This is a genomic window from Pseudomonas sp. FSL R10-1350, from assembly GCF_009600525.1.
Classification (GTDB): domain Bacteria; phylum Pseudomonadota; class Gammaproteobacteria; order Pseudomonadales; family Pseudomonadaceae; genus Aquipseudomonas; species Aquipseudomonas helleri.
Window position 1 is genome coordinate 19,597 of record NZ_WIVR01000005.1, and the last position, 26,150, is coordinate 45,746.

Sequence of the window (26,150 nt, forward strand, 5' to 3'; positions counted from 1 at the left end):
AAAATGCACAGCAAAGATCTTGAACGATTGATTGATAGCTTCGAGCGCTCGACTCTCCTTGAGTTGAAGTACACGCAAGGGAACACCAAAGTCCACCTCGGTCGCCGACAACAAACGCCTGTCAGTACCACCGAAACACCTCTCAAACCCGCAGCCACTGTGGTTGTGCCAGCACCCGCCGCACCACTGGATGAGCACCTGATCGCCGCCCCGATGGCGGGCATCGTGTACCTGCGCCCCTCCCCGGCAAAGCCTGACTTCACCAGCGTTGGCAGTCAGGTCAGTGAAGGCGACACCCTGGCGGTGATTGAAGCGATGAAATTATTCAACCCGCTGGAGGCCGAGTTTGCCTGCGAGATCGTCGAGATCCTGGTGGCGGATGGTGAAGACGTTGAGCGCGGCACCCCCATTTATCGAGCCAGGAAGGTTAACCATGTTTGACAAGGTATTGATCGCAAACCGGGGTGAAGTCGCGTTGCGTATCTGGCGTGCCTGTAAATCACTGGGCCTGCAAACCGTGGCGGTGTATTCAAAAGCCGACCGCGACTTGCGCCATGTAAAGCTGGCTGACACCTCTATTTGCATCGGCCCGGCTTCAGCCTCCAAAAGCTATCTGTTGCAGCAAAAAATTCTGCTGGCGGCAAAACTCACGGGGGCTCAGGCCATTCATCCGGGGTATGGCTTTCTGTCCGAGAACGCCGGGTTCGTCAAAGCGGTTGAGGACGCAGGCCTGACATTCATAGGCCCGTCATCCGAGGCCATTGCGTGCATGGGCGACAAGGTGCGCGCCAAGCAGGCAATGATTGCAGCCGGTATTCCGTGTGTGCCGGGGTCAGATGGCGCAGTGCCTGATAGCGATGCAGAGATCCTCGAGTGCGGCACAAAAGTCGGCTACCCGCTGATCATCAAAGCGGCCGGTGGCGGGGGTGGCCGTGGTATGCGAGTGGTCAATGCGCAATCGGAGCTGCTGCGCTCGGTCAGCCTGACCCGCGAAGAGGCCAACGCGGCCTTTGGCAACCCGGTGGTCTACATGGAGCGATTCCTTCAGACACCGCGTCACGTCGAGCTTCAGGTGCTGGCCGACCAGCATGGCAATGCGCTGTGGTTGGGTGAGCGAGACTGTTCAACGCAACGCCGACACCAAAAATTGATTGAAGAATCCCCGGCGCCGGGCGTCGGCCGGGATTTGATCCAGGAGATTGGCCAGTTGTGCGTGAAAGCGTGCCTGGCGATTGGCTATGTGGGTGCCGGGACCTTCGAGTTTCTCTACGAAAACGGCGAGTTCTTTTTCATTGAAATGAACACCCGTGTTCAAGTCGAGCACCCGGTCACCGAGATGGTCACCGGCGTCGACATCGTCGCCGAGCAAATTCGAGTGGCCATGGGCCTGCCACTGTCGATCAGCCAGGATCAGATTGTATTTTCAGGCCACGCCATCGAGTGCCGTATCAACGCAGAAGACCCATGGTCTTTTGCACCGTCAGCCGGCACGGTAAGTGACTGGTTGCCGCCAGGTGGTCCGGGCATTCGGGTCGAGTCACACCTTAAACCCGGGTTCAAAATCACCAGCCACTACGACTCCCTTATCGCCAAGGTTATTGCCCATGGCTCAACGCGAGAGCAAGCCATCGAGCGAATAAAAGTAGCGCTCAGTGAATTGGTGATCGCCGGTGTTGATTCAAATATCCCCTTGCAACTGGAGATATTGGGCACACCGCAGTTTGCTCAAGGCGGGGCGAACATTCATTACCTGGAGCATTATCTAGACCAGCGAGAAGGGAGCCAGCAGTCATGACCATTGATGACATTGAATTATTGATCCAGCGACTGCAAGGATCGAGCATCCGCTCATTAACCGTTGAAGATGAACGTTATTCTTTAAGCCTTGAGTTTGGCAGCGCAACGACAACCGTGAGCGTTGCAGAACCCGCGCTGGCAGCGCCTGCCAAGACTCTGCAAGAGGGCACAGTGATTGAATCACCCGAGATGGGTGTTTTTTATCATCAGCATCCCTTTGCCGGGGCCACGACTGACCTTTGCGGACAACAGGTGACACCTGACATGATCATTGGTTATGTCGTCGTTGAAACAACAATCGTACCGGTATACCCCAGCACCAGCGGAACATTGAAAAGTTATTCAGTCAGTAATGCTCACGTTGTGGGCTACGGAGATATCGTCGCAATACTTATATAACGCCCAGCCTGACGTTTAACCTGACAAGCAACATCACCACCGGTTTAGTGGCGCGACTTCTCACGCTCTGAATTTCTCTATAGATGAGAAAAAGCGATGATATTCCATCCCAATAAATCGCTATAGCCATGATAAGCGGTGGTGTATGTTGCAAGTGGCTTACAGCAAACAAATACAATAACAATTACTAGCTACTACGGGTTAATGCTTCGGCACCTGCTCTTTCCCTACTGTCTAGTGGTTACATCTCAAAAGTTCTCGGATTCCTCCGGCGAGATAAACACCTATGATAAAAGATACTGCAGTTCTGCATTATTCATTCGATAAAACTTCATCAGAACCTCAATCCCCCTGGAAAGCCTCTATTGTTGCAGGCATGGGTTCAGCCGTTGAGTACTATGACTTTGCGATATATGGCTTATTGGCCAGCACGTTGGCGAAAGTATTCTTTCCTGCCATGAATTCATTTGAGGCCCTTCTTTCTGCACTTGCCGTTTTCGCCAGTGCTTTCATCATGCGCCCATTGGGGGGCATCTTTTTCGGTCGCCTGGGTGACCGTCGGGGCCGTTCGTACACATTGGTTGCGACGGTCATCGGCATCGGTATTGTCAGCGGCATCGTCGGGATACTACCGACCTACGATCAAGCGGGAGTGCTTGCCCCGGTGATGCTGGTGGCCTGCAGAATGGCGCAGGGGTTTTTCGCGGGAGGCGAAGCCAGCGGTGCCGCCACGTACATATCCGAGTGTGCTCCCGCCAACAAACGCGGGTTCTTCGGTGCCTTCAACCCGGCGGGTGTTGCCATTGGTATTGCCACCGCCGCGGGCATGGCGGGCGCGGTCAGTTTCATGATCACCCCGGAAGAAATGGTGGCGTGGGGCTGGCGTATTCCATTTTTGATCTGCATTCCCTTTATCGGCCTCACCTTATGGGCACGGATGAAGCTGGAGGATTCCCCCAAATTCAAAAGCCTGGTGGAATCAAATGAAGTGGTTAAAGCCCCAGTTCGCGAAGTATTCACGCTCCATAGAAAATCGCTGTATCTGGCGGTATCCATTGCCTTTGCGCAGAACTGCACCGCCTACTTGGGCATTGTTTATTTAAACCTGCATATGACCCGAACCCTGGGCTATGAAACAGGCAAAGTCTTTTGGCTGATGGCGGCCAGTACCTTGGCAGCGGCCTTGGCAATGCCCCTGTTCGGTCAAATATCTGACCGGGTGGGTCGTAAAACATTAATGATCATTGGTTATGCCAGCTATATCGTTGTTATCCCCATTTCAATGTACTTGATGTCACTTGGCAGTTTCCCACTGGCCAGCTTCGCCGCCCTGCTCGCCTTTTTGCCGTTTGCCATTGTTCAGGCCCAGGGTTACACCGTTTACGGCGAGTTATTTCCAACCCGTGTGCGTTACACCGGCATGGCCATGAGTTTTAACGTGGGCGCTATTTTTGGCGGCGCCAGCACGCCGTTTATCTGCACTTGGCTGGTCGAAAATACCGGCAACTCAATGTCACCGGCCATTTGGACAAGCTTGGCCGCCATGATTTCCATTATTGCCCTGAGCAAGATGAAAGATGTCACCGGACAAGAACTCACCAACTAACTAAAGGAGTTTCACCGTGCTTAAGTCTGTCGATATTAACTGCGATATGGGTGAGGGCTTTGGTCCTTACACCATTGGTCAGGATGACGAAATGCTGGATGTTGTTACCACGTCCAACCTTGCCTGTGGCTTTCATGCGGGCGACTTCAAGATCATGGCCGATATTTGCGCAAAGGCTAAGCAAAAAGGCGTCGCGGTTGGCGCTCATCCGGGTTACCCCGATCTGTGGGCCTTTGGTCGTCGGCATCAGGAATTCTCCCAGGACGAACTCCGCCAACTGTTGGCCTATCAAATTGGCGCCGCATGGGCGATGGCCAGGTCGGTCGGCCACCGGTTGACCCATGTAAAAGCCCATGGTGCCTTGGGGCATTTGGTTGCAGACAATGAAATGGCAGCTCAGGCGTTAATTGAGACGATCCAGAAAGTCGACGACACGCTCATTCTGTCGACCATGGCCGGCGTCACCCTCGAACGCCTCGCCGAGAGTGCCGGGGTGGCGTACGTCACCGAGATCTATGCCGACCGCGCTTACCTTGATTCCGGCCGCCTTGTGCCAAGAACGCAGCCAGGTGCGGTGATCCATGACGCCGACCAGGCGGCAGCACGGGTGATGCAGATGATCGAAGAAAGCGCAATTATCACCCAGTCGGGCAAGCGTATTCCGGTGTCCATCGACACCATCTGCGTCCACGGTGATACCGACGGCGCGCTGCAGATGGCGAAAAAAGTGCGGGCCTCCCTTGAGCAAGCAGGCATCGCGGTGAAGCCCTATTGCCAACCTGAGTAATTAACTGCCCTAAGCAAAACGCCCAACTTCGTGTTGGGCGTTTTTTTTACGCGACGGCCAAAGCATCGTTATCTACACAACTCTAAAGCGACGTGGCTTTGTGGCCGCTCTGCGATCGGCTGCGTGGTTTAGGGGGGCCTCTTAGATCAAAAGCCAGATCAAGATCAAAAGATCGCGAGGCAAGCTCGCTCCTACAGGGCCTTTAGATTCAATCACTTATTTCATTTTTGGTAGGAGCTGCCGCCCCGTCTACGACGCCGCGCTGTCGCGCAGCAAACAGGTGACTGTAGTCGCTGACGAGGTACGAAGGCTGCGATCGGCTGCATGCAGCCGTAAAACCATCCACCTCGGTATTTTTGGGTACATATCTATTGCTGCGGCTTAGCCACTGCGCAACACCTGCGTTCGGACAACGTGGTTTAACGGGGCCTCTTAGATCAAAAGCCAGATCAAGATCAAAAGATCGCGAGGCAAGCTCGCTCCTACAGGGCCTTTGGCATCAATCACTTATTTCATTTTTGGTAGGAGCTGCCGCAGGCGGCGATCTTTTGATGTTGAAGATCAAAAGATCGCAGCCTGCGGCAGCTCCAGCGTGATAATTCTGTGCCTTTGAGCAGCGTTGCCCTGATCAGCGCAACGCTACACAGGCACGACGAATTCGCGCGCAGCCGTCCTGGATCACCGCTTCGCCACTGGCAAAGGACAACCGCACGTAGGGGCTGATGCCATAGGCCTCGCCCACGACCGTGGCGACACCCGCCTCCTCCAACCAGTACTTGACGACATCGCCGTCGGTGTTCAGCACCTGCCCACGCGGGGTGGTCTTGCCCAGGAGCCCTTTGACGTTGACGAATACGTAGAAAGCGCCGTCCGGGACGGTCCAGGTCAGGCCTGGCACGCCTTCAAGTGCAACCAGCATGATGTCCCTGCGGCCCTTGTAGAGCGTCGACATTGCCTGGACCGGACCTTGATCTCCGCTGAACGCCGCAACCGCCGCCGCCTGGCTGATCGAGCTCGGGCAGGTAGTGCTCTGGGACAGCAACTTGCCAATCGCAGCAATCAGCCATTTCGGACCCGCGCCGAAGCCCAGGCGCCAACCTGTCATCGCGTAGCCTTTGGAGGCGCCATTAACAATCAGGGTGCGTACCTTGAGATCGGGAGCGGCGGCCGGGAATGAGACATAGGGCTCATCGCCATACACAAAGTGCTCATAGATTTCGTCAGCCATGATCAGCACATGGGGGTGATCACGAAGCACTTGGGCCAGTGCTTGCAGCTCGGCAACGCTGTACACAGCGCCGCTGGGATTGTTCGGGCTGTTCAGAATGACCCACTTGGTCCGTGGCGTTATGGCGTCTTCAAGTTCAGCCGGGGTCAGCTTGAAACCGTTGCTTTCATGACCATGGATAACGACCGGCGTGCCGCCATTCAGGCGAGTGATATCGGGGTAAGAAACCCAGTAAGGCGTGTGGACGATGACCTCGTCGTCAGGGTTGAGGGTGGCCGCCAGCGCTTCAAAAATAATTTGCTTGCCGCCCGACCCGGCCACCACCTCTTCGAGGCTGTACTCCAGGGCATTGTCACGCGCCAGTTTGGTCACGATGGCATGGCGCAGCAAAGGTGTCCCCAGCGTGCTGGTGTAATGAGTATCGCCAGACGCCATGGCCTCGCGCGCCGCCTCAACGATATGCGCCGGCGTGTTGAGATCAGGCTCACCCACGGTGAAGTTCACAATGTCCTGACCTTGTGCCCGCAACTGCGCCACCAGGGCGTTGGCAGCCACACTCGGGGACGGGGCAATACTCAGGACCCGCTCGGACAAAAACGCGTTTTTCATTTTATTTTTTTCTCACCGCAAACTGATGTCAGCCAAAGCGGAGTTGATCGACAGGGATCAGCAGATCCCTGTCGATCACAGCCTTGACGTGTCGTTACGGTCATGCCGCCAACGCTGAGGTTCAGCTTGCTGCGTAGAGGGACAGTGGGGGGACCAACCTGAAGACGAAACTGAACCCTTAGCGATGGACAATCATCACCGTGGGGTCGATCTTAGGCTGCCCGCAAGAATACTTTTAGCGACATTAAATGATGATTTTTCATCGCTTTTAGTGATGTTTATTAAGGCTTAAAACTCGCTTGTACGTTCGGGCCGGCGATGCAAGGATCGTCTCGTCTCAGGCGGCCCCGGTACCGAATAAAGCACTGTTTAAACAACACTGTCGGACTGCCATTCGCCATAACTTCCACCCGGCAACACCTGAACAAGGCTGCTCTACATGGTGACTTTTAAGCAATTGGAGGCTCTTTACTGGATTGCCCAGCTAGGCAGTTTCGAAGCAGCGGCAACCAAGTTAAATATGTCCCAATCAGCGATATCCAAAAGAATCGTTGAACTCGAAGAGACCTTCAGCGTGGCGATGTTTGATCGCACGCGGCGCACGGCCCGACTGACCACAAAAGGCTCTTTATTGCTCGAACATGCCACCGACTTGCTGTACCGGCGCGACCACATGCTGGGTGAGGTCAGCGACAAAACGATCCTGGTGGGCCGGTATCGCATCGGGGTGACAGAACTGACCGCCATGACCTGGCTCCCGTCATTGGTCGAGGCCGTGAGCGAGGTCTACCCTCGCCTGCAATTGGAACCGGTGGTCGAGGTCGGCGCAGAACTCTTTCGCAAGTTTGAACAAGACCATTTAGACCTTGTTGTTGTGCCGGATATATTCTCGGACGCCAGATCCATCACGGTAGCCTTGCAAACAGTAGGGTTTGCCTGGATGTGCTCGCCCAGATTGCTGAACACCGAACGAACATGGAGCTTGCTTGAACTCTCCCAGCAAAAATTATTGGCCCAAGGGACTTCATCAGGTACCGGCTTGTTTTATCAAAAATGGTTTTCGGATCAGAGCGTCTATTTCGCCAATACCGTGACCGCGAGCAACTTGCTCGCGCAAGTCGGTTTGACCATGTGCGGGCTGGGTATTTCCTATTTACCAAAACGTTGTTTGCAGCATCTTCTGGAAAGAGGCGACCTGAGCGAAATACGCTGCGAGCCACCATTACCGAACATTAACTATGTGGCCCTTTACAGACCTGGCCGCTGGATAGGCGTCAGCCAGGATATTGGGGTAATCGCGCAAAGGCTGTGCGATTTTTCAAGGCTCTTGATCGCCGGGTAAAGCCTCACGCCACAATCGAATCAACCGCAAAAATAGCCGTCAACTCGGCCAGAAAGGCGCTCACCACATCATGCTGACGCGTGGAATGTCGAACGGCGGCATGAAAACCGACCTCATAACGTAACTGCTCAGCGTTAAGCGGATGCAACTGCCCCAGCACTTCATGTTTGGCGGCGTAATGCTGAGGAAGAAAGCCCAAATGCTGACCTGACAAAATCAACAAGGCGGCCCCGTCCATGCTGTCGGTGAGCGCGGTCAAGCGTTCAATGGAGGTGGGAACCGGCATTTCCGGTAACGGATGGCTGGGCCAGACCCAGTCATGCTCGCGAACATCCTCGCTGCTGAGCGCTCCGACTTGATCAAAAAGCACATGAGACGGCCCGCAATAAGCAATTTGTGTCTCTTGAAACAGCGAAAAATAGTCGATATTGGGCAACCGTCGCCAAAAGTAGCCGATCGCCAGATCCAGATGCCCATTGATCAACTTCTCTTCCAGAAGCGAGGAAGACAGCTCAGTAAAGTGAAAGTAGAGCCCTTCATGCTCGGATCGCAGACGGGCGATGGCCTGCGCGATTTTTTTGTTGGCTACGGGATCGATCTGGCCCATCAAACCGATATTGACGTTACCGGTAATTTTGCGATTGATGTGCTGAACCTCAATGCGAAAGCCTTCTGTGGCGGCCATTAAGCGGCGCGCCGCCTCGAGAAACTGCTGGCCTTTGGGCGTGACAGAAAACCCCGCGCGCCCGCGGTCACACAGGCGAAACCCCAGCCTGGCTTCCAAGGTGGCCAATTGCGCACTGATCGTGGGCTGCGTCGTATTGAGCGCCGTTTGCGCTGCAGAGATGCCCCCGGCTTCAACAACGGCCAGAAATACCCTGATCAAGCGTATATCCAGCTCCGACACCGTTCCTAACATGCGCGCTCCTGGTAAACGGTTTACATAGAAAAACACCTATGTGAACAGTTGGCCTCTGATATTTAACAGCTTGAAATTGACCCCTACATTGCCAGGGACCGGCACTCAATCGCCTTGATGGCGAGCGATGATAGGTCGGTTTTTGGTGCACGTGCCACAACGTTTTTTGGCGATCTCATCGCAGTGTTCTGGAGTTCTACCTGATTGAGAGACAGGGTGATGGAGCCGCCCGCCTGCACTGACAGCTTCACTTTATAAAAACAATGATCACTGTCGATTCCAGCAAAAGGAGAATCGTATGTCAGCCCCCAAGAGCCCCACGTGCACCTTGAAAACAAGCGACGGGATGGCCATCGAAGGCCATTCGATCGATTACATCCCAGAAAACGAGCGGCACGCCAAGCTCAGCAGCCAAGGCCCTTTCTGGTTTTTGGGCAATTTCCACTTTTTCACCATTTCTATTGGCTTTGTAGGCCCAAGCCTGGGGCTTTCGGCCCTGTGGACAGCGCTGGCGGGCACGCTCGGGATCATGCTGGGTACCATTTTTATGGCCTTCCATGGCTCCCAGGGGCCTGAGATGGGCCTACCGCAAATGATCCAGTCGCGGGCGCAGTTTGGCTACCGCGGGGTGATCCTTGCCCTGGTGGCGACGATGTTCGTGTTTGTCGGCTTCAACGTGGTGAACATTTCACTGATCATCGACGGCCTCAAACATGTCTTTGGTTTTGACCCGACCCTTGTGGCCACCGCCGTCGTGCTCATCGGCGCATTGCTCTCTGTCTATGGCCACGACCTGATGCACAAAGCGTTCAAGTGGGCGCTGCTGGCCACGTTGCCTCTCTATACGCTCGTCACCATCGCCTTGATGCTGGGCACAGGCCAAAGCGATGCCGTGGCGCCAGCCAGCAACCTTGGCTTTAACTGGGTCGCATTTGCCACCCTGTTTGCTATCGGTGCCAGCTACAACATTTCTTACGCGCCGTATGTCTCGGACTATTCCCGTTATCTTCCGAAAAACACCAGCAGGCCCAAACTGATCGCAGCGGTGTTTCTCGGTGCATCCTTGTCCGGCGGGTGGATGATCGGCCTCGGTGCCTGGCTTTCACAGCAGTTGCAGGCCACCGATGCCTTGGTCGCGCTGAATCAAGTGGGCTCTTCGGTCTTCCCGGGGTTGGGCAATGTCTTGGTGCTGATCTCGGTCGTCGGTTTTCTGCCAATCATTGCGCTCAATACCTACAGCGCCATGTTGACGTTGCTGACGGGGGTCGACTCCATCAAAAAAATCACGCCGACGCCGCAAGCCCGCGTGGTATCGATCTTCGCCATCAGCGTCATCGTGTTGACCTGCGTGCTGTCGATCAAAGGTGACAGTGTCGCGCTGTTGAACACCTTTCTGGTCGTGTTGCTGTACTTCCTGGTGCCCTGGACTGCCGTCAATCTGGTGGATTACTTCTTCGTGCGCAAAGGCCATTACGCGATCCCGCACTTCTTCACACCCCACGGCATTTATGGCGCCTGGCAATTTCGCGGGATCGTTGCCTACCTGCTGGGTTTCGCAGCCATGGTGCCGTTTTTCTACATCGTCGATGCCACCGCCAACAAAGAGATTTTTGTCGGCCCTCTGGCGCGTCTGCTGAACGGCGTGGACATTGCCTGGATGGTCGGGCTGCTGGTGTCCGGGCTCGTCTATTACGTGCTCAGCCGGTCGATTGACCTTGCGTACGAACGCCGGGTGATCGACGCCATTAGCGAAAGCGACATCGTCTCAATGAGCCAAACGTCGACACCGTCTGAGCCTTAAAGAACAGGAAACCGGGTAAATGAACAGAGCCAACAATGTCACCGTTGCGTGCTGCCAAGTGGCACCAAAGATCGGTGACCTTGCCTACAACCGAACGCTCACCGAGCGGGTCATCCGCCAGGCAGCCTCGGCCGGCGCCCAGATTGTGGTGCTCCCCGAATTGGTCCAGAGCGGCTACCTCTTCCATGACCGCAGTGAAGCGCTGTCACTGTCCGAGCCCACCGATGGGCCAGCCATCAACTTATGGAAAGCACTGGCCAAGGAGCTGAACATCCTCATCGTTGCAGGGTTTTGCGAGCGGCTGGGTGCTGATCAGTTGGCCAATAGCGCCGCGATGATTGACCCTCAAGGCCTGCGTGCGGTGTACCGCAAGGCTCACTTGTGGGACGAGGAAAACGCGATTTTCAGCGCCGGCAACGCGCCGCCTCCGGTGGTAGAAACCGCATTTGGGCGAATCAGCATGATGATTTGTTATGACCTGGAGTTCCCGGAGTGGGTACGCCTGCCCGCATTGGCCGGTGCGCAACTGCTCTGCGCGCCGGTCAATTGGCCCGACGGCCCACGACCGGAAAGAGAACGCCCGGCCGAAGTGGTGCGTGTCCAGGCCAATGCCTCCGTCAACCGCCTGTTCATCGCCGCCTGCGATCGCCACGGTCACGAGCGAGGGGTTGGCTGGGTGCAGGGCTCAGTGATCGTCGACGCCGACGGCTACCCACTGGCAGGCCCGACGGAACTGGCAGGTGAGCAACTATTGCTGGCGACGATAAACCTCAAAGAAGCGCACAACAAACACATCAGTAAACTTAACGACTTGCATGGGGACCGTAGGCCACAGCTTTATGCGAGCGTGGGATGATACAGGCTATTCAACTGCTTGCTTAAATTACGATTGGGCCTGACACAACCCGTGTCAGGTCTGGTGCCTACTCTACGATTAACTGCCCCACATGCTTTGAACGGCCGCCCCTCTCATTCAGAATGCTGAATATCCTCTTAAGTATTTTTAACGACCTGTTATTTATCACAGTAGACGCCACTCAATCCGAACGCCTAACCTAATACCTCTCCAATAAGTAAAGCATTAGCCAAACTTGAAGAGCGTTTTATATCGGCGCGAGGAAACAAGGTACTGAACCCTCATGTATCGCTGACTATAGTTCGGCTTACCCGCTAGCGGGCAAGCATTAACTTGACGCCAGATGTTTATAGCATTGGTTTATCAGCAGGTACTGAGTTTAAGTATGTTTACTGCACTGTTGTTCTCCTCACTCCGACTGCCTTCACAGACGTAAAACAACTAAAAATCGTATCCCATAAGACTCGGAGCAATAAAAATGACTAAAAGCCTGACAAAAATGTCCGCTGGTATTATTACTATGATGGCGTTGATGGGTAACGCTTATGCGGCTACCACTGCATGCCCGGCTGTCAGCGATATTAGACAGACTGCTGACGGTAACGGTTTTAGCTATACAGCAGCTGCTCCCAATGGGCAGCAGTGGGTAGGAGGAAACCCGATGGCTGATGAATCTGATCTGAAAAACGTCACATTTAAAATGGCGTCAATCCGCACTAATGCCAGTAAAACATTTGTAGCCTGCGACTATGAAGGTAAAAAAGACGAGGCCGTGAGGATGTCCCTTACAACTAAACCTGCTGCCAAGCCTGTGGGCACAGCGTGGAAAGGCAATGAATGTAAAGAGAACAACCAGGAACTCTGCACTTTCGAGTAATTGGTGTTCTGTCCAGGCTAGATAACCGACCTGGCCTTGGTCAGCCGCTTTACATCAACAGCTTGCTTTTCATTGGGCTTAATACACCCCCATGAAAAGCAAGACTGAAAGCACGGCGTCATTCTTATAGCTATTTCACTTGCCCTATCAATGTTTATCTTCCGGGCTACGCAGTAGCCGCACGCAAACTCGGCCGATCCCATCTAACACTCCGCATCAGCATTTCTCTATACCCGTAACTCAACAACACATTTCTCGTCCTGTATCGGGCGCTTGTCAGTACGGGTGAATTTTCCGGAATCTTTACCATGCAGAAAAAAATAAAAACCAGGCTGACTCTCGTGCACGAGCGTATTAACGAAGCCGCAAAAAAAATTGAAGAGACCGCGACTCAGCAGACTGTTGAAGGCCGTGATGATAAAGCTAAAGCCCTTGAGTCTTCCCTCAAAAGCCTGAAAAAATCGTTGTCCCGAATTAGATTGTGCGAAGACGGCATTGTGGTGACACTGCATTAGTACAATTGCGAGACAAACCGTTAACGGCCGTTTTAGATAAGACCAAACTTAACAGCAAGGACGAGGGACTCTTTACTGTTCGAAACACCTAGCTTTGTGTAGATACTGTTCAGATGAAAATTTACGGTCCTAGACGAAATAGATAACACCATTCCGATTTCCGAAGCGGTTTTCCCTTGCCCGTAATAATTCAATATCTCACGTTCTCTTGCAGTGATTTTGAGCAACCTATTATAACGATCTGAATCAGAGAGGTAAGCATCCATAAAGTACGTATGAAGCTTTGAACACAGCAACATCACGCTGCCGCCTTTTTCAACAATATCTTGATCCGAGATAGTGTTATGAGCCCTGATAACCGTTATCAGACTTGAGACACACGTATGATCATGCAGTGCTTGAGACCATGCATAGCTGCCTGTTTCTTTTTGAATCAGATCCTTAAGTTTTGGACAGGATTCAGCCCCCCAAATAATGGGCAATAAACTGGTACGGCAATGACGAATGATAGGGTTGTCTTCTACTTGGTTCTTATCTTCATACGGCTTCATGATTTCTGGCGGGATATTAGTCAGCACTGCACCACCAGTACTGCTCAGATAGGTAGGTATGATCATGCGAAAGATAAAATAGTCAAAGCCCATATTCAAAACAGCACGCTCGGCATAGCTGTATAAATACGCAGTCTCCTGTGAGTATTCCTCACTTCTAAAATAGTTATTCAACTCACCCATCAACAGAACTCCTTATCTCATCAGGAAGCACCACACATTACGAATTCATTTTTAATGAAAATGAAACATTCAGCAAGGAGTTTTTATAATAAGAATATCGCGTTTAATACGTTTACCCCTCTACTCAACACAACCAAGTACATTAACTCTTTTAATTTTTAAAACGATCCGTAATTATTTCCCAGCCGTCTATTAAATAGACTCCATTTGAATATATAAGACGGCGGAAAATGCGATCTTACATCTCTTTTTGGATGGCCTGAATCAAAAGGCGCTATAGCAATGACCGAAACAACGCAGCCACTGTGTTTAATTTATATATCCAGAGTTTAGAATTGGCCAGCCACAGTAAACATTGAAATACTCAGGCCATGGATAAATCCGCTCATAGGTGATGTGGACACAGACTGCCAAATACGAGCAGGCGTCATGCCTCCTATCAAACATGAAATAAGTCATTGACTCTAAAGGCTCTGTAGGAGCGAGCTTGCTCGCGATCTTTTGATCTTTATCTAAGAGCACCCCTCACCCTAGCCCTCTCCCGAAGGAGAGGGAACCGATTGGGGGATGCTGAAGATACTCGCTGTCCTGTTTGCTGCGCGACAGCGCGGCGTCGAAGACGGGGCGGCCCCTCTTAACTGTCTAACGGTGTCACCACGCTTTCGGACCTGGGCGTCATGGACGATGACAACGGTCTGACCGATGTCATAACAAAATGGCTATGCAGGAGCATCATCGTGATTAACTCAATTCACAGAATCTCCAAACGCTAAAAACAAGAAAGCCCGGAAACCGGGCTTTCTTAAACCAAATGCTACTTATTCAGCAGTTTTCAGCTTAATCACATCGCCAGAAACGGTGGTGGTGTAGCCGTTCAGAACCCAGGCCCAAAACCATTTTTCCTGGACTTGAGTATTAATCAGCGCATCGCCGCCCTTGGCCTGGATTGCAGATGTCTGCGCGCGGACAAAACGGCTGTTCTGACCAATAGGAATCAGACCGAAAAGCATCACACCCGTAGCGCTCGCTTCACTGTGGCCTACGACGGTGTACTGGTTGCTATCGTACTGATGAGTCTTCATAGCCGTACCGGTACAACCTGCAAGAGCCAAAACACATACAGCAGAAGCGAGGGTTTTACTAACGATCTTCACGGTGTTACTCCATTCAATAGAACCCGAATCCAATTATCGGGCGGCGGCACTCTACCCTAAGGGCTGAAGCTTTTGACAGCTTTGCTACTCATTTTTATCGCTGATAGCTATATAGAATTTCGACACATCACCCACGCAAAACCTGCGATCAGGCCTGAGGACGTGGAAGCATGGGTGGGCAGTGCTGCCCATCACCCTGTACTCCTTTTTGATTGCACTGCGCTTGCCGATCAGGTCAATCCAAATCATCAATTTCTTCCCAGCCATTAAGGGCCTCGCCTCTTCGCTACAAGCGTTTACGCAAATATCAATCTTTAGGCTCCTCTGCTTTTCCACAGCGGACTCGGGATGGCTATCTGGGCGTTCTCGTCCTCGTTGGAGAGAAAGCGCATCGCCGAAGTTTGATTGCGCATGGTAACTGTCGCGACCGGCTCTTGGCGTTGATGGATAGCCTCAGCCCAAGGCCTGCAACCATTTAAGTAAATCCATTTCCAAGCTGCCTGGTTTTGGCGCAACTGGGGACAACAGGCAATAGCGTGAGCCGTCTTCAACGAACCCTAAAGGCGCCGTCAACACGCCGTTCTGTATATCGTCGCGCACTAAATGCCACGGGCCAATAGCAACTCCGAGACCTGCGACAGCCGCCTGGATACTGAAATAAAAGTGCTCAAATGCTTGCATCTCAACTACAGGAGCAGGTAGTCCTTTTGCAGTCGCCCACTCCTGCCAAGCCGTAGGTCGGCTTATCGTCTGAAGCAGCGGAGCCGACGAACGCAAACAACGCCTGCTTTTGCCGAACCACACATCCACCTTTTCTGGCCGGCACACAGGGCCAACCTTCTCTTGGAATAGCGTCTCAGAATGGTAATCGGGAGGGCAGGGAAAATCGTCCCGCCGGATAGCCAAGTCTATGCCCTGGTCGAATGAAAACGTGCCGCCGCCAGCCACCAAGTGAATGTCTAACCCTGGATGACGTGTTTGGAAGTCGCTCCAGCGTGGTATCAACCAGCGCATTAACAACGTTGGTTCACAGGACAGGACAAGCTGACGAGCACGGCGGGAGTCGCTGCGTATCTCGCGAACTGCGTTGCTCATCACCCCAAACCCTTCGCTAACCGCTTTCGCGAGACGTTTTCCGGTATTTGTTAAGAAAACCCTGCGATTTCGCCGCTCGAACAGGTCGATGCCCAAATCATCTTCAAGCAAGCGCACTGCTCGGCTGATAGCACCTGGCGTCAGATGCAGTTCGTCAGCCGCGCGGGTAAAGCTTTCGAGCCGCCCAGCTGATTCGAAGCAACGCAATGCGAGCAAAGATGGCATGCGGCCGTCAGAAATTAGTGATTTAAAATCACCATTTCTTTTAGAAATCATCGTTATTACCAGTACTCGGAACCTGAAAACATGGCTGCCTATGAACAGTTATTTCAAGGCAAACCATGAACGAATGGATAGCAGTGATCACCATTACAACACTTGCATGCATCAGTCCAGGGCCTGATTTCGCCATGGTTTCTCGCAACGGATTGCTACTGTCTCGACGCGCTGGCGTCCTTACAGCCGTGGGAATTGGTATGGGCGTGCTTGTCCACGTGTGCTACACACTGCTTGGACTAGGGTTGGTGCTTCAACAAACGCTTTGGTTGTTCAGTGCTCTGAAGCTCGCAGGGGCGGCATATCTTGTCTACCTGGGCGTCAAAATGCTTCGTTCCAAACCGGCTATTGAGCGTTTAGACGCACCGCCACCCGTCATGTCAGACCTTGCAGCCCTGCGTACGGGGTTTCTCACAAACGCGTTGAATCCTAAAACAGCGATTTTCATCGTAAGTCTGTTCATGGGGGTAGTGCGACCGGACACAGCTTTAACAGTACAAATTGCCTATGGGTTGTTCATCGCGGGCGCGCACATCCTATGGTTCAGCCTCATAGCACTGTGCTTCTCAGCCGGGAGGGTGCGCGAGAAATTGGTGGCTGCACGACATTGGATTGACCGGATATTTGGCGGCCTGCTCGTGAGTTTTGGAGTACTACTGACAATCGCTCAGCGTTAAAGCTAAGTTGAATTGGCCTTTGCTCGGGAACAGCGGTATGTCATCAAAGAATGTGCTCACTCGCCTACAGAGGTAGCGGGTGAGTTGCTTCGGTCAGTTACTAACGCCACTCAAGCCTGCAAAGACTTACTCTTATCGCTGCCTTGCAACAAGTTTATTGAAGACATACCCAGCATGCTTTTTTCAACTTTCATCTATGCCTACCTGTATTCAATATTTATGGCGCTGTAGGCGACTATAGCGGCTGCCCCGTCAGGATCAGAAGTTTGATTATAGTTCCCGGCCTTAAAATACAAACCCACACCTTCCCACCCAATCTTCTGGAACGAGAACTCCTTGATAGAATTTTTGCCATTTACGGAAACCTTGATGGAGAGTCTCATTTCGCCATCCTTACCCTTAGCTTCAATCTTGTAATCAATTTTTTCATTGAGCTTTACACCCGCCAACAATGTTGACTGGCTCTCGCTATCGCCAAAACGACTCTTTATCCCTGCAACAATAGCGCCGTCTTTCCAGCGAAGCTTTAACAGCTCAGACCCTCCCGATTTATCCCCATGAATCTGAGCAAAGATAATAGATTTCGTCTTTGGGTTTTGCACTATATAAACAGAACCCGATTGTTCAACATCAATCTCTTGCCCCACACTGAATGTTCTCTTAGCTCTTAACTCAACTCGAGGGTAGCTACTATTGGGCGTAGACCTGAAGCCGGAAGGAGCAAAAAACACCATTGAGCCTTCAGGCACACTTCGATAGAAATTATTTGGACTGTAACAGTTTGAGTAAAAATAAGAGTTCTGATAGTCCTTCGTCAAAGCCACCTCTTCCGGGAGATTCATGCCATTGAAATCCTGGAGAAGATACGAAGAAGTTAAACCTGGAAAATTGAAACCCGGTGCCTTACCGGCATCTAGCGCGAAAGCATTAGAACAGCCCACCACCACACTAATTACCAAAATAGATTTCGTTGCAAATTTCACTCTGTTCAGTTTGCAAGCCTTCATCCCCACCGCCTTAGCTTATGCGTTCAAAAAACAAAAATAATCGATCCACACGTGGGAAATCAATCTGATCAAAGCGCTTTCTTGGCATATAAATAAAACTTAATTTATAAAACCACTCGGGTAAAAACAGCCATCGATGACACAACCGTTTCTCAAAAGACCGCACCCTTCAGCACCTACGCAAATAACGTTTTTTTCCTTCGCTATCTACCTGCTCCCTCCTACATCCATGTTCGCCTCAGCCACCCTACAGTTCACGCTTTTCAAAAGCGAAAGTACTCAGATGGCGAATGAAGACTTACCCAATAAAATCTGGAGCCATGTGGGGACAGAGGCCGTGTTATGAAACGGTTCAAAACAGCTTTTATGCTGCTAAGCCTTTTGATGCTTTCGGCCTGTAAAAACGACCCATTGTCTGGTGCAAACGACCCCAAGGACGATTCTTGGAATCTGGATTACATTGGCCCTTCCTATATGTCTGGCTGGGTTGAGCACATCACTGTCGAGGATATGAAAGGTCGATGGTTCAGAGGGCCTGGAGGGGCGCTTGGGTCTGGTGACCCAGGGCTGGACAAAGAATACGCCCGGGGCTGGGGCACTCTAGGAAGAAACCTTTACCCTATTACGGGTGCTGATTTGCCCAAACGTATCTTCGTGCGTTGGCAATCCGTCGTTGAGCAGAAAACCTATAAAGGCTGGATCGAAATTACTGAAAACGCCCGAAGCATCATGCGCGGCTCCACTGCGCGTCGTTGCCCTGACTGGCCAAATGATGCAGCGAACTACTCGGCATTGGCAATAATTGGCGTGGCACCAGGAGGCGTTATCAAGGTTTGGGTGAAGGACAACTGCTTGGGTAGGGTCTTGGTCTCCAGCGCCCAAGCAGAGATTGAGCCGTTGGGCCCGTACCAAGGCAAATCAAATGGAAAATACCGTCCGCAAGAAGAACCTTCGAAACGTTATGTCGAACGCTATGGCATCCCCTATGGCAGTTGGTAATGCCTCTTTAGGCGCTGAAGCGCTGAGCAGATATGGATTGGTGGGCGCGCGCTGCGATGCTTCGATTTGAGGCCGGTTTAACTTGAGTGAGAAACCGGCTCGCGGTTGCACTTTAAGGACCTGAGCGTTACCCTTTCGACGTCGCTGCACATCAGCGACCGGGTTTGACGGCCCGATTAACAATAGGCGCACAGGCGCCCCCATTACGATTGCAGGCGCTTTTTTTGCGTCCACACTTTCGTTAATGGCGGCTGTGCGTGGGAGACCTTCGGGTCTGCCGGGTTTCCTATTGTCCCGGTCCGTCAACCTGCGCACAGCTGCCACCCTAAATCGTTTGACGGCGGTTCGTGGCAGCTCCTCAACAATAGGAGTAATGCCCGATGCACGCTCTCAATCCGCTCAAAAAATGCCCGACGCGAACTGTCGCCCTGCCCAACGTCCAACCCCTCGATGCAAAACGAGGTGCCTTATGAACGTCTCACCGTTGATCAAAACCGTTGGCGGCGCCACCTTTGGCACCTGCAACGCAGATAACCAGCGCCTATTCAGCGTCATTGCCGGTGTCTCAGGTGAAGAAGCCCTGCAACATGCCTCTTTGCTGTTGAATTGCGTCAACACGCTCTCTTACCTGGGCGCCATGGACGATGGCCACGAAACCATGCGCTGGGCGTCGCACTACCTCAGCGAGATGGCGAAAGCGATCATTGACGACGTGACCTTGGGGCTGCAAGACGTACCGTAACGGTATAGGTTTAGCGTCAGCCCATGGGCAGCCCCATCGTTAACGGGTGGGGTTGTGTCCTGCTGCTAATGACACGACAGTCGCCACAACTGATCCAGCCGGGTCGTGTAGCTTTGATTCATCATTTCCCTGCGCATGCCCCAATCCGGCTTGCTGGGCACACTGGCAGCCCGTAGCGTGCCCCTGCCCCAGCGCGCGTTAATTTGATCCAGAACGGCCATCACCCTGGTCGCCTCTGCGGGCTGATTAACCGCAAACAGATCATCCGAGAACTCGCCCGGTTGCCGTAGATCCATGAGTAACACCTCGGCTTTGCTGTATTTGAACCCGGGCTGAAAAACATGGGTGATCGCTTCGACCGCCGCCTTGGTCAACAAGCGCACATCATCGGTCGGATATGGCAGCGTCACAATCACGCCCTTGGCGTACTTCGCCATCGATAGACGCCAGATAAACATGCGGCGAACGCACATTGAGCACTTCATCCAAAGAAATCGCCTGCTCGATATGATCCGCCGCCGGTGTCTGAAACCCGGCCGGAATCTTGAACAAACACAGCGGTATAGGAACTCCACCCTCCACGAGAGGACCTAAAAGAGTGAAGCTCATGACGCGCGCCTTTCATTAGCTGAATGAATATACAGTTAGCCGCGTAAGACAGGTCTGAGCAATACGTCCGCATGAGATTTAGACGAGAGGAACATCCCGTTTAATGCGTCTACGCTCCCTGCAGTCGCTACAGCCAACGAGGCCCTCGCCATGTGCGGACCATTTGTGCAGTACCGAGGCATCGCTGATTACCTGAACGTATTGGCCAGCGACAGAAAGATCGTCAGCGGCTACGACAACCACCCCATTGGCCGCTACAACATCGCCCCCAATACCCGGGTCAGCATTCTTTATGGCGTGGAAGACGGGTTACGCATTGATCCCGTGCACTGGGGCTGGGCCCCCTTCTGGGCAAAAGGCAAACGCCCGGATCCCATCAACGCCCGCGTAGAAACCGTCACCACCGGCAAATTCTTCAAACAACTGTGGCCCAACGGCCGTGCTTTGGTCATGGCAGATGGATGGTACGAGTGGGTCAAAGATCCGGACGACCCGAAAAAGAAAAAGCCCTACTTCATACGCTTGAAAAGCCAGGCGCCGATGTTTTTTGCAGCGCTTGCACAAGTGCATCCGGGGTTAGAGCCTCATGACGGGGATGGCTTTGTGATCATCACGGCAGCGAGTGATCAGGGGATGGTGGATATTCATGATCGACGGCCGCTGGTGTTCGCGCCGGAGCATGCGCGGGAATGGGTTGAGGCTGATTTGGATGCTGGGAGAGCTGAGGAGTTGGCTTTGGGCGGGTGTCAGGCTACTGAGGATTTTGAATGGTTTCCGGTTGGGAAAGAGGTGGGGAATGTTAGGAATGATGAGGCTGGGTTGATTTTGGCGGTGGGGGGATGAGGGGCTAATGAACGATAAATGCGACTGAACATTATCGTCTTGCAATCATCCCGTACGAGAATCTCACGGCCGCCGCAAAATTCTCGATTACACCAATGACCTCCAAGCGGGATCCGACTTAAACCAGAAATTTTTCCAAGTATCTGGTGCATTATCTCGGATACGAGAATCTACCAGATGATTAATTTTTCAGTATGAGCCTCAGGTAAGTTAATTTAATCACGAGAGAAAAGATCGTCAATTGGATCGGTAGCATTAAGCGATCGCTCGAACCAGTTCACGCTTTGTGCTCTGTAAGATTCATAATCTGAATCTCGCTCTGCTTCATAAAAATATTTATCGTAAAATTTATCTATATCAACATTACCTACAACACTATCTGCAACACTGGACGAATCATTAGCTCCCAGCTCAAAAGCCTTTTCATTCATTAGTTCCATGAATTTTCTACGAGCTGCTGAGTATGAACTACAATCAGAGAATATCTCAGCATCTGGAAACTCATCTTCAACTGACGCGATTAGGTGATCTGTGATGGCTTGGTCATAGTCATCATAAAGCGATTGATACTCTATAATATCAAAGCATTTTAGCAGTTGACCTAAAATCAGTAGCTCGTCATAACCGGGATCATTGGCAAAAGCACCTCCCAAAAATTCCTCCACCGCATTTTCATCAACACTGCCATTACATAGTGCCCACAAAAGTAATCGTGCTGACGCTAGGAAACTACCGCCACATTTCTCACCAGCGATAAAATCTATAGCTTTTGAGAGACTTTGATCCGACAAGCTAAATCCCATACCAAACTCAGACCTTAAAATACATAACTGCGCTACAAATTCGGCATTAGATCCAAGAAAATTCATATCTGCAACTGATGCAAAGATATGACATACAACTTCAGCAGCAACACCGTTGTTGATGATCTTGTTATTCAGCATATCCTTTAGCGTCTTTAGTGAAGACAGTGTCATAAGACTACCAAAGCACTGCCGTAATATAGGAGTGTTACTGGCATATCTATTCAGCACGAAGTCACCTAAAGAAGGGTTAAATAGCCGAGCGAAAGAATGACTTTCGCTGACTACAAATCTTGTGAGCATCGAACCGGATAGGTGACGAAGGTTTAGCAGAAAATCTTTTTTTCCAGTAAGACTGGAGGCGCCTGGATTCGCTAGATATCGCGCAAATACTTCTGAAAGATCAAGCTCTGAAATTAAACGTCCGTTGAAAGCGACCAGCAAAACTAGGGCACGACCACAGTCATCCAGTTGTGCTTGAAATGGATGGTCCCAGACCTGAGATGGATCATCTAGCAGACTAACTGTATGTGACCAGTAAGACTCTGACGGGACATCTTCCAATCGCTGGACATCGGTAATAAATCGTATTAACCGAGGATTAAAATTTTTATGATCAATTACACTTCTATAACGCTTGTGTAAATATAGCTGCTCGACATATTCACTATCCATCTCAGAATGCCAGATATGATTGTAAAGAATTCGGGCCTTATCAATCTTCACCAAAGACTCTAGTGTAATTTCAAATTCGTTTCGCTTGACATTTGAGTTATGAAAAACGTCGTTTAAAATCTTACCTTGATTTAGAATAGTGGTCCGAGAGGTTAATACAAATCGTTTTTTTGGGTTTTTAGCTACACGCTTAATAAAACCCATAATCTTTGCGCCCTCATGCCCAGATAAAGCTTCTAGGTAGTTACGCCCCAAAAAATCATCAAAATAGAAAATCTGCTTTGAGTCAGAATCAAAAACACCCTCAGCCTCTTTTACATCATCAGAAATCACAGTAAGTTCAAAGTCGTCTGCGACATACTGCAAAATAAGCTGGCCCGCCAGTGTTGTCTTACCAATGCCAGCTGGACCAGTGATGATCACTACACTCGTAGACTCCAGCGTCTCAATCGCACTACTATGATTAGCTGTAGCTACATATAGCTTAGAGGAATCGATGATTTCGCTAAGTTCAAACTTACTCCTGTCAAAAATGGGTTTGTTAAGCATATAAGAAAGAAAATTCGAACTAGCTATCCAGAGCTTGTAGTGCCGTCTTTCAACATCCGGATGCTTCGCCAACATATCGTTCAAATCTTCTCGGCCTAATATATCATCAGGAGACAAAACAAAAGGCGAAAGCTTCTGCATAAGAATGTTTTTATCATTCCGCGACAGAGGGTGTGAAACTGCCAAAAAATATTTACTTGGTGAAAGCTTCTGAACCTTCAGGATTTCCGAGTCTTCGATGTGCTTAACAAGCTTTTCTAAGGGAGTTGAAATCCAATGTTTGCACTGAAGTATCCATTCATTACCTTTGGACTTAAAATAACGACCATCCACTCCGCCATCTCGCCCAGGTTTAAATCGCTCAAAGCGGACTCCTTCACTTGCGCTGAGTAAGTCAGTGCAGAAAACTTCGAACTCCTTGTCGTTTAGTCGCGAAAAGTCGTACTCGTTCACAGAAACCTCGCTTTGATTGTGAGCTTCATGCTCGTAATCAGTTAAAAACCAGAGTGTCGTTATTGTAACTGTCCATGAGCCATCGTAGCGATCGCTCGTGGCGAAATTTCTATTAATCACACTAGAATAGTTTACTCCCTAAAAACTGACAGATGATCCATCTATTTGTATTTAGGCATTAGCTAGCTGGCCGATTCCCTTTTTAATATTTTCGAAGTAGTAACTCACACGCTCACGGAGCATTCTTGAAAACGGTGGCGTAGCATCGTCGGCCATTTCGAGCAAACAATTCTTTAAGTTCTCCAACCATTTGTATTCATCCTTAAGGGTTTGGCCTGCTTGAGAATTATGCTCATATCGTTTTAATAGCGAGATGAAAAGCTTATCATTGCATCGTGAATCGATAATCAGAAGTTCAGCTAAAACCTCAACATTTATATGATGTAGAAATGGTATGCCTCCATAGCTTTCAGCCTCAACACCATATTCATATAAAGAAGAATAGCTGTCAGAGTCAATCGCTAAGCGCTCTACGTAGCTGCACGCTTTCTCCTTCAACTGCTTAAGTAAAACTTCCGCACTAGAATTCTTCACCATTGTATAGATAGAGATGAATTGTGGGTTGCTATATGACGAATATACAAGTCCCAAAGCACTCATACTATCGAAGGCATTAAAGCCTTTATTTGGTGCCAATGTACCAGCGCCTACCAATCTGGACACATACTTGGTGAAATAAGTCAGTAAGTCCTCCTCCTCACCACCTATCAGCTGATCATCATAATCGCGTAGGGTGATGGTGATTCCTGCCACATGCAGAATCACACCTGGAAGAGTTAGCTTTTCGTTGGCCAGTTCACTCAACAGCTCGGCCTTGGCTTTCTCATACTCCGATTTACTCATACGTGTCCAATCCCAGAGCAGCCTCCATGCCGGGATATGAGCGTGCCCGACTACATCTGGATGGCAGGCTAACTCTTCGTTGATTGCATCAACATCGATTCTACCGCTGAAGAATAGATTGGCCAAATGCTTAGGGCTGACGATGGGGTCTGTCCAACGGACCTTGGGGTAGCGATTCTTTAGCCTCTCAAAGGCATTTTCAAGAGGAGATTTTACTGATTTCGAGAATAATCGCCCCATTGAAATAGTTGTGGTCGGAAGCTGCCGGAGCATAGCCTCGTTCAATTCGCCGCTACGGGCCTCAGATCCAGTCGCAATCATGTATAACAGCAACTGCTTCAGTGCATTAGGTTGATCACTTAGCCGCTTATCCACTACACCAACCAAGCGCTCAAAGTCCGCTAGCACAGCGCGTAGATTGCGATAGTTGGGGCTCTTAGAATCGTTGAAAGTAGCCAGTAACGCAGTCCTTTCAGCACATACGATCTCCTTGGCAGCGCCTGGCTTCAGGTCGCTCCAAAGTTTGTCTAAGACCTCAGAAGGATCTGCTTTCACCTCAATGGTCTTGCCTACAAGTTTCTCTTTCTGCCTGTCGTAGTCTTTACGCTGTGCTTCAGGGATTTCGTTCTCGTTGGCAAGGATGATCACTTTTAGCTTCTCATGCTCGACCAGAGTATTGATAAAGCCCATGACATCCGAGATCTTCATAGAGCAGCGTTCTAGATCATCGATTACCAGAATCTTGCCGTCTAGGTTCAGTAGCAATTCCTTCAAAGCTTGAGCGCCACCCTTAGCGCCAGAAAATTTCTCTAAGACACCAGCGGCCATATTTCCGAAGAGTTGAAAACCTTTTGAGTTGAGCTGCGGATGAATCTGGGCGAAGAATTGATCTTTGATCGCGGATATAGCAGTGACACCGAAAAGACTCGCATAAAGGTAGTAAGGTCCCTTGTTCGCGGTTCTTTGAGACGAACGGTGATCTAGATATTTCTCGATGAAGTGAGTTTTCCCAGCTCCCCATGGGGCAGAGAGCATAATTGCGTATTCTGTATCGACAGAATCATCAATGTAGTAGTCCAGCAGTTTAGTCGCTTCATTAGATTGACTGCTCGACATGACTAAAACTCCATCGTGCTTGATAGTGGGTCTGGATCCTGATCTAACTGAAGCGTCCTGGACTTTAAGTCACATTGGGGAAGCGTATCGGTGACGAGGTGAGATAGGTTCATGCCTGCAATCACTAACATCAGTTCTCTCAGGGTCAGCTCGGCCAGAAGTTGCACTTCAACATCAGGGAAGGTCTTATCAGGCAGATTTTTTAGTCGTTGCACTGCCTTTATACCAAGCGCAAGCACCAGCTCGAAAACCTGGCGCATCGTGACAGTTCGCGCAGAAACGGTGCTCATAAAGTGATCAATACCGAAAAAATGGACGAGATAAAGGCCATATGCCACCATATCATACCTCAAACTCTATCAGATACTCAGCCCCACGAGATTCTAAAAAAATCTATAAATCAGGCAATACTGAGTAGGACCGAACTAACCTTACGGTGGCACCTTTGTAGCGCCATCTCTGGACTCAAGACAATTATATATTGACGCAACCAAAACTATTTTCGATCGAAATTATCAAACACCTGAGCATCTAAAAATGCTCTCCAATATTCGAGAGTATTTTGTTGATCGCCAACCAATCGCTCCTCGCGAAAAGAAGATTGAGCAAAAAAGCCCATGAAGCAGAGCAGTCATCATTGCTAATACTTATCCCATGTCAGCTTTACTTAATAATAGGCTGGCAGTACTCCGCAGACCCGCAATCTTAAAAAACCAGCCTCAGACAATCTTTGAATACATCATGTATAAAACTCCTTTATATCAGACACATCTTGACCA

At 50.7% G+C, this 26,150-nt stretch carries 23 protein-coding genes and 2 pseudogenes; 14 read left to right on the plus strand and 11 right to left on the minus strand.

Features of this window, described 5'->3' with window-relative positions; genetic code table 11:
• Positions 1-3: 3 nt before the first annotated feature.
• From GHO25_RS03790 to GHO25_RS03810, 5 genes are all read left to right on the plus strand, one after another.
• Positions 4-441, plus strand: coding sequence for a biotin/lipoyl-containing protein (locus GHO25_RS03790; RefSeq protein WP_153389934.1), 438 nt, complete (start codon positions 4-6; stop codon positions 439-441).
• A complete protein-coding gene (gene accC, locus GHO25_RS03795; protein ID WP_153389935.1) occupies positions 434-1,795 on the plus strand; it encodes an acetyl-CoA carboxylase biotin carboxylase subunit in 1,362 nt (453 codons plus the stop codon). Before GHO25_RS03790 ends, accC begins: the two co-directional genes overlap by 8 nt.
• Entirely contained in the window at positions 1,792-2,196 is a 405-nt protein-coding gene (locus tag GHO25_RS03800; RefSeq protein ID WP_153389936.1) for a hypothetical protein, read from the plus strand. Before accC ends, GHO25_RS03800 begins: the two co-directional genes overlap by 4 nt.
• Before the next feature lie 286 nt (positions 2,197-2,482).
• Positions 2,483-3,802 carry an MFS transporter gene (locus GHO25_RS03805; RefSeq protein WP_153389937.1) on the plus strand — a complete coding sequence of 440 codons (1,320 nt, stop codon included), beginning with the start codon at positions 2,483-2,485 and terminating at the stop codon, positions 3,800-3,802.
• A gap of 16 nt (positions 3,803-3,818) precedes the next feature.
• Positions 3,819-4,589, plus strand: a complete 771-nt coding sequence (locus GHO25_RS03810) for a LamB/YcsF family protein (protein WP_088500396.1) — start codon at positions 3,819-3,821, stop codon at positions 4,587-4,589.
• A gap of 628 nt (positions 4,590-5,217) precedes the next feature.
• On the opposite strand, the gene GHO25_RS03815 is transcribed toward GHO25_RS03810, so the two are convergent.
• Positions 5,218-6,426, minus strand: coding sequence for a pyridoxal phosphate-dependent aminotransferase (locus GHO25_RS03815; protein ID WP_153389938.1), 1,209 nt, complete (start codon positions 6,424-6,426; stop codon positions 5,218-5,220).
• A gap of 439 nt (positions 6,427-6,865) precedes the next feature.
• Between GHO25_RS03815 and GHO25_RS03820 the strand changes: the two genes are divergently transcribed.
• Complete coding sequence (locus tag GHO25_RS03820) at positions 6,866-7,768, plus strand: LysR family transcriptional regulator (RefSeq protein ID WP_153389939.1); 903 nt, start codon at positions 6,866-6,868, stop codon at positions 7,766-7,768.
• A 4-nt stretch (positions 7,769-7,772) separates the two neighbouring features.
• On the opposite strand, the gene GHO25_RS03825 is transcribed toward GHO25_RS03820, so the two are convergent.
• Positions 7,773-8,687 carry a LysR family transcriptional regulator gene (locus GHO25_RS03825; protein ID WP_153330156.1) on the minus strand — a complete coding sequence of 305 codons (915 nt, stop codon included), beginning with the start codon at positions 8,685-8,687 and terminating at the stop codon, positions 7,773-7,775.
• A 298-nt stretch (positions 8,688-8,985) separates the two neighbouring features.
• On the opposite strand from GHO25_RS03825, the gene GHO25_RS03830 reads away from it, so the two are divergent.
• From GHO25_RS03830 to GHO25_RS03845, 4 genes are all read left to right on the plus strand, one after another.
• On the plus strand, positions 8,986-10,488 hold the full coding sequence (locus tag GHO25_RS03830) for a cytosine permease (RefSeq protein ID WP_256677155.1): 1,503 nt from the start codon (positions 8,986-8,988) through the stop codon (positions 10,486-10,488).
• A gap of 19 nt (positions 10,489-10,507) precedes the next feature.
• On the plus strand, positions 10,508-11,344 hold the full coding sequence (locus GHO25_RS03835; protein WP_153389940.1) for a nitrilase family protein: 837 nt from the start codon (positions 10,508-10,510) through the stop codon (positions 11,342-11,344).
• A 478-nt stretch (positions 11,345-11,822) separates the two neighbouring features.
• On the plus strand, positions 11,823-12,221 hold the full coding sequence (locus tag GHO25_RS03840) for a DUF3757 domain-containing protein (protein ID WP_053225251.1): 399 nt from the start codon (positions 11,823-11,825) through the stop codon (positions 12,219-12,221).
• Positions 12,222-12,529: 308 nt separating this feature from the next.
• Entirely contained in the window at positions 12,530-12,736 is a 207-nt protein-coding gene (locus GHO25_RS03845) for a hypothetical protein (RefSeq protein WP_153389941.1), read from the plus strand.
• Between the two features lie 32 nt (positions 12,737-12,768).
• Here the strand turns inward: GHO25_RS03845 and GHO25_RS03850 are convergent, their stop codons facing one another.
• The 3 genes from GHO25_RS03850 to GHO25_RS03860 all read right to left on the minus strand — a co-directional run bounded on the left by GHO25_RS03850 (position 12,769) and on the right by GHO25_RS03860 (position 15,995).
• On the minus strand, positions 12,769-13,470 hold the full coding sequence (locus GHO25_RS03850; RefSeq protein WP_153389942.1) for a LuxR family transcriptional regulator: 702 nt from the start codon (positions 13,468-13,470) through the stop codon (positions 12,769-12,771).
• Positions 13,471-14,288: 818 nt separating this feature from the next.
• A complete protein-coding gene (locus GHO25_RS03855; RefSeq protein WP_048370528.1) occupies positions 14,289-14,624 on the minus strand; it encodes a hypothetical protein in 336 nt (111 codons plus the stop codon).
• Positions 14,625-15,077: 453 nt separating this feature from the next.
• Entirely contained in the window at positions 15,078-15,995 is a 918-nt protein-coding gene (locus tag GHO25_RS03860) for a LysR family transcriptional regulator (RefSeq protein WP_153389943.1), read from the minus strand.
• 65 nt (positions 15,996-16,060) lie between these two features.
• Here GHO25_RS03860 and GHO25_RS03865 point away from each other — a divergent pair, with 65 nt between their 5' ends.
• Entirely contained in the window at positions 16,061-16,672 is a 612-nt protein-coding gene (locus GHO25_RS03865; RefSeq protein ID WP_153389944.1) for a LysE family translocator, read from the plus strand.
• A gap of 200 nt (positions 16,673-16,872) precedes the next feature.
• Here GHO25_RS03865 and GHO25_RS03870 read toward each other — a convergent pair whose 3' ends face one another.
• Positions 16,873-17,679 (minus strand): polysaccharide lyase family 7 protein, encoded by an 807-nt coding sequence (locus GHO25_RS03870; protein ID WP_153389945.1) that lies wholly within the window; start codon positions 17,677-17,679, stop codon positions 16,873-16,875.
• 342 nt (positions 17,680-18,021) lie between these two features.
• Here GHO25_RS03870 and GHO25_RS03875 point away from each other — a divergent pair, with 342 nt between their 5' ends.
• On the plus strand, positions 18,022-18,678 hold the full coding sequence (locus GHO25_RS03875; RefSeq protein WP_256677156.1) for a DUF2931 family protein: 657 nt from the start codon (positions 18,022-18,024) through the stop codon (positions 18,676-18,678).
• Between the two features lie 469 nt (positions 18,679-19,147).
• On the plus strand, positions 19,148-19,420 hold the full coding sequence (locus GHO25_RS03880) for a DUF3077 domain-containing protein (RefSeq protein ID WP_153389946.1): 273 nt from the start codon (positions 19,148-19,150) through the stop codon (positions 19,418-19,420).
• Positions 19,421-19,485: 65 nt separating this feature from the next.
• Here GHO25_RS03880 and GHO25_RS03885 read toward each other — a convergent pair.
• Together GHO25_RS03885 and GHO25_RS26075 are read right to left on the minus strand one after the other, a co-directional pair.
• A pseudogene (locus GHO25_RS03885) lies at positions 19,486-19,854 on the minus strand (DUF4113 domain-containing protein); the annotation flags it as partial.
• Positions 19,808-20,029 (minus strand): annotated as a pseudogene (locus GHO25_RS26075) (peptidase S24); the annotation flags it as partial. The pseudogenes GHO25_RS03885 and GHO25_RS26075, both read right to left, overlap by 47 nt.
• Before the next feature lie 150 nt (positions 20,030-20,179).
• On the opposite strand from GHO25_RS26075, the gene GHO25_RS03890 reads away from it, so the two are divergent.
• Positions 20,180-20,872: an SOS response-associated peptidase family protein gene (locus GHO25_RS03890; protein ID WP_153389947.1), complete on the plus strand. Its 693-nt coding sequence runs from the start codon at positions 20,180-20,182 to the stop codon at positions 20,870-20,872.
• Between the two features lie 215 nt (positions 20,873-21,087).
• Here the strand turns inward: GHO25_RS03890 and GHO25_RS03895 are convergent, their stop codons facing one another.
• The 3 genes from GHO25_RS03895 to GHO25_RS03905 form a co-directional block, all read right to left on the minus strand.
• A complete protein-coding gene (locus GHO25_RS03895) occupies positions 21,088-23,352 on the minus strand; it encodes a restriction endonuclease (protein WP_178109973.1) in 2,265 nt (754 codons plus the stop codon).
• Positions 23,353-23,523: 171 nt separating this feature from the next.
• A complete protein-coding gene (locus GHO25_RS03900) occupies positions 23,524-25,371 on the minus strand; it encodes a P-loop NTPase fold protein (RefSeq protein ID WP_153389948.1) in 1,848 nt (615 codons plus the stop codon).
• Positions 25,372-25,373: 2 nt separating this feature from the next.
• Positions 25,374-25,661 (minus strand): hypothetical protein, encoded by a 288-nt coding sequence (locus GHO25_RS03905; RefSeq protein ID WP_153389949.1) that lies wholly within the window; start codon positions 25,659-25,661, stop codon positions 25,374-25,376.
• Between the last annotated feature and the right edge of the window lie 489 nt (positions 25,662-26,150).

Bases quoted from the DNA above. Each gene is read 5' to 3' on its own strand.
- GHO25_RS03790 (WP_153389934.1), top strand. From the start codon at position 4: ATGCACAGCAAAGATCTTGAACGATTGATTGATAGCTTCGAGCGCTCG.
- accC (WP_153389935.1), top strand. From the start codon at position 434: ATGTTTGACAAGGTATTGATCGCAAACCGGGGTGAAGTCGCGTTGCGT.
- GHO25_RS03800 (WP_153389936.1), top strand. From the start codon at position 1,792: ATGACCATTGATGACATTGAATTATTGATCCAGCGACTGCAAGGATCG.
- GHO25_RS03805 (WP_153389937.1), top strand. From the start codon at position 2,483: ATGATAAAAGATACTGCAGTTCTGCATTATTCATTCGATAAAACTTCA.
- GHO25_RS03815 (WP_153389938.1), bottom strand. From the start codon at position 6,426: ATGAAAAACGCGTTTTTGTCCGAGCGGGTCCTGAGTATTGCCCCGTCC.
- GHO25_RS03820 (WP_153389939.1), top strand. From the start codon at position 6,866: ATGGTGACTTTTAAGCAATTGGAGGCTCTTTACTGGATTGCCCAGCTA.
- GHO25_RS03825 (WP_153330156.1), bottom strand. From the start codon at position 8,687: ATGTTAGGAACGGTGTCGGAGCTGGATATACGCTTGATCAGGGTATTT.
- GHO25_RS03830 (WP_256677155.1), top strand. From the start codon at position 8,986: ATGTCAGCCCCCAAGAGCCCCACGTGCACCTTGAAAACAAGCGACGGG.
- GHO25_RS03835 (WP_153389940.1), top strand. From the start codon at position 10,508: ATGAACAGAGCCAACAATGTCACCGTTGCGTGCTGCCAAGTGGCACCA.
- GHO25_RS03840 (WP_053225251.1), top strand. From the start codon at position 11,823: ATGACTAAAAGCCTGACAAAAATGTCCGCTGGTATTATTACTATGATG.
- GHO25_RS03845 (WP_153389941.1), top strand. From the start codon at position 12,530: ATGCAGAAAAAAATAAAAACCAGGCTGACTCTCGTGCACGAGCGTATT.
- GHO25_RS03850 (WP_153389942.1), bottom strand. From the start codon at position 13,470: ATGGGTGAGTTGAATAACTATTTTAGAAGTGAGGAATACTCACAGGAG.
- GHO25_RS03860 (WP_153389943.1), bottom strand. From the start codon at position 15,995: ATGATTTCTAAAAGAAATGGTGATTTTAAATCACTAATTTCTGACGGC.
- GHO25_RS03865 (WP_153389944.1), top strand. From the start codon at position 16,061: ATGAACGAATGGATAGCAGTGATCACCATTACAACACTTGCATGCATC.
- GHO25_RS03870 (WP_153389945.1), bottom strand. From the start codon at position 17,679: ATGAAGGCTTGCAAACTGAACAGAGTGAAATTTGCAACGAAATCTATT.
- GHO25_RS03875 (WP_256677156.1), top strand. From the start codon at position 18,022: ATGAAACGGTTCAAAACAGCTTTTATGCTGCTAAGCCTTTTGATGCTT.
- GHO25_RS03880 (WP_153389946.1), top strand. From the start codon at position 19,148: ATGAACGTCTCACCGTTGATCAAAACCGTTGGCGGCGCCACCTTTGGC.
- GHO25_RS03890 (WP_153389947.1), top strand. From the start codon at position 20,180: ATGTGCGGACCATTTGTGCAGTACCGAGGCATCGCTGATTACCTGAAC.
- GHO25_RS03900 (WP_153389948.1), bottom strand. From the start codon at position 25,371: ATGTCGAGCAGTCAATCTAATGAAGCGACTAAACTGCTGGACTACTAC.
- GHO25_RS03905 (WP_153389949.1), bottom strand. From the start codon at position 25,661: ATGAGCACCGTTTCTGCGCGAACTGTCACGATGCGCCAGGTTTTCGAG.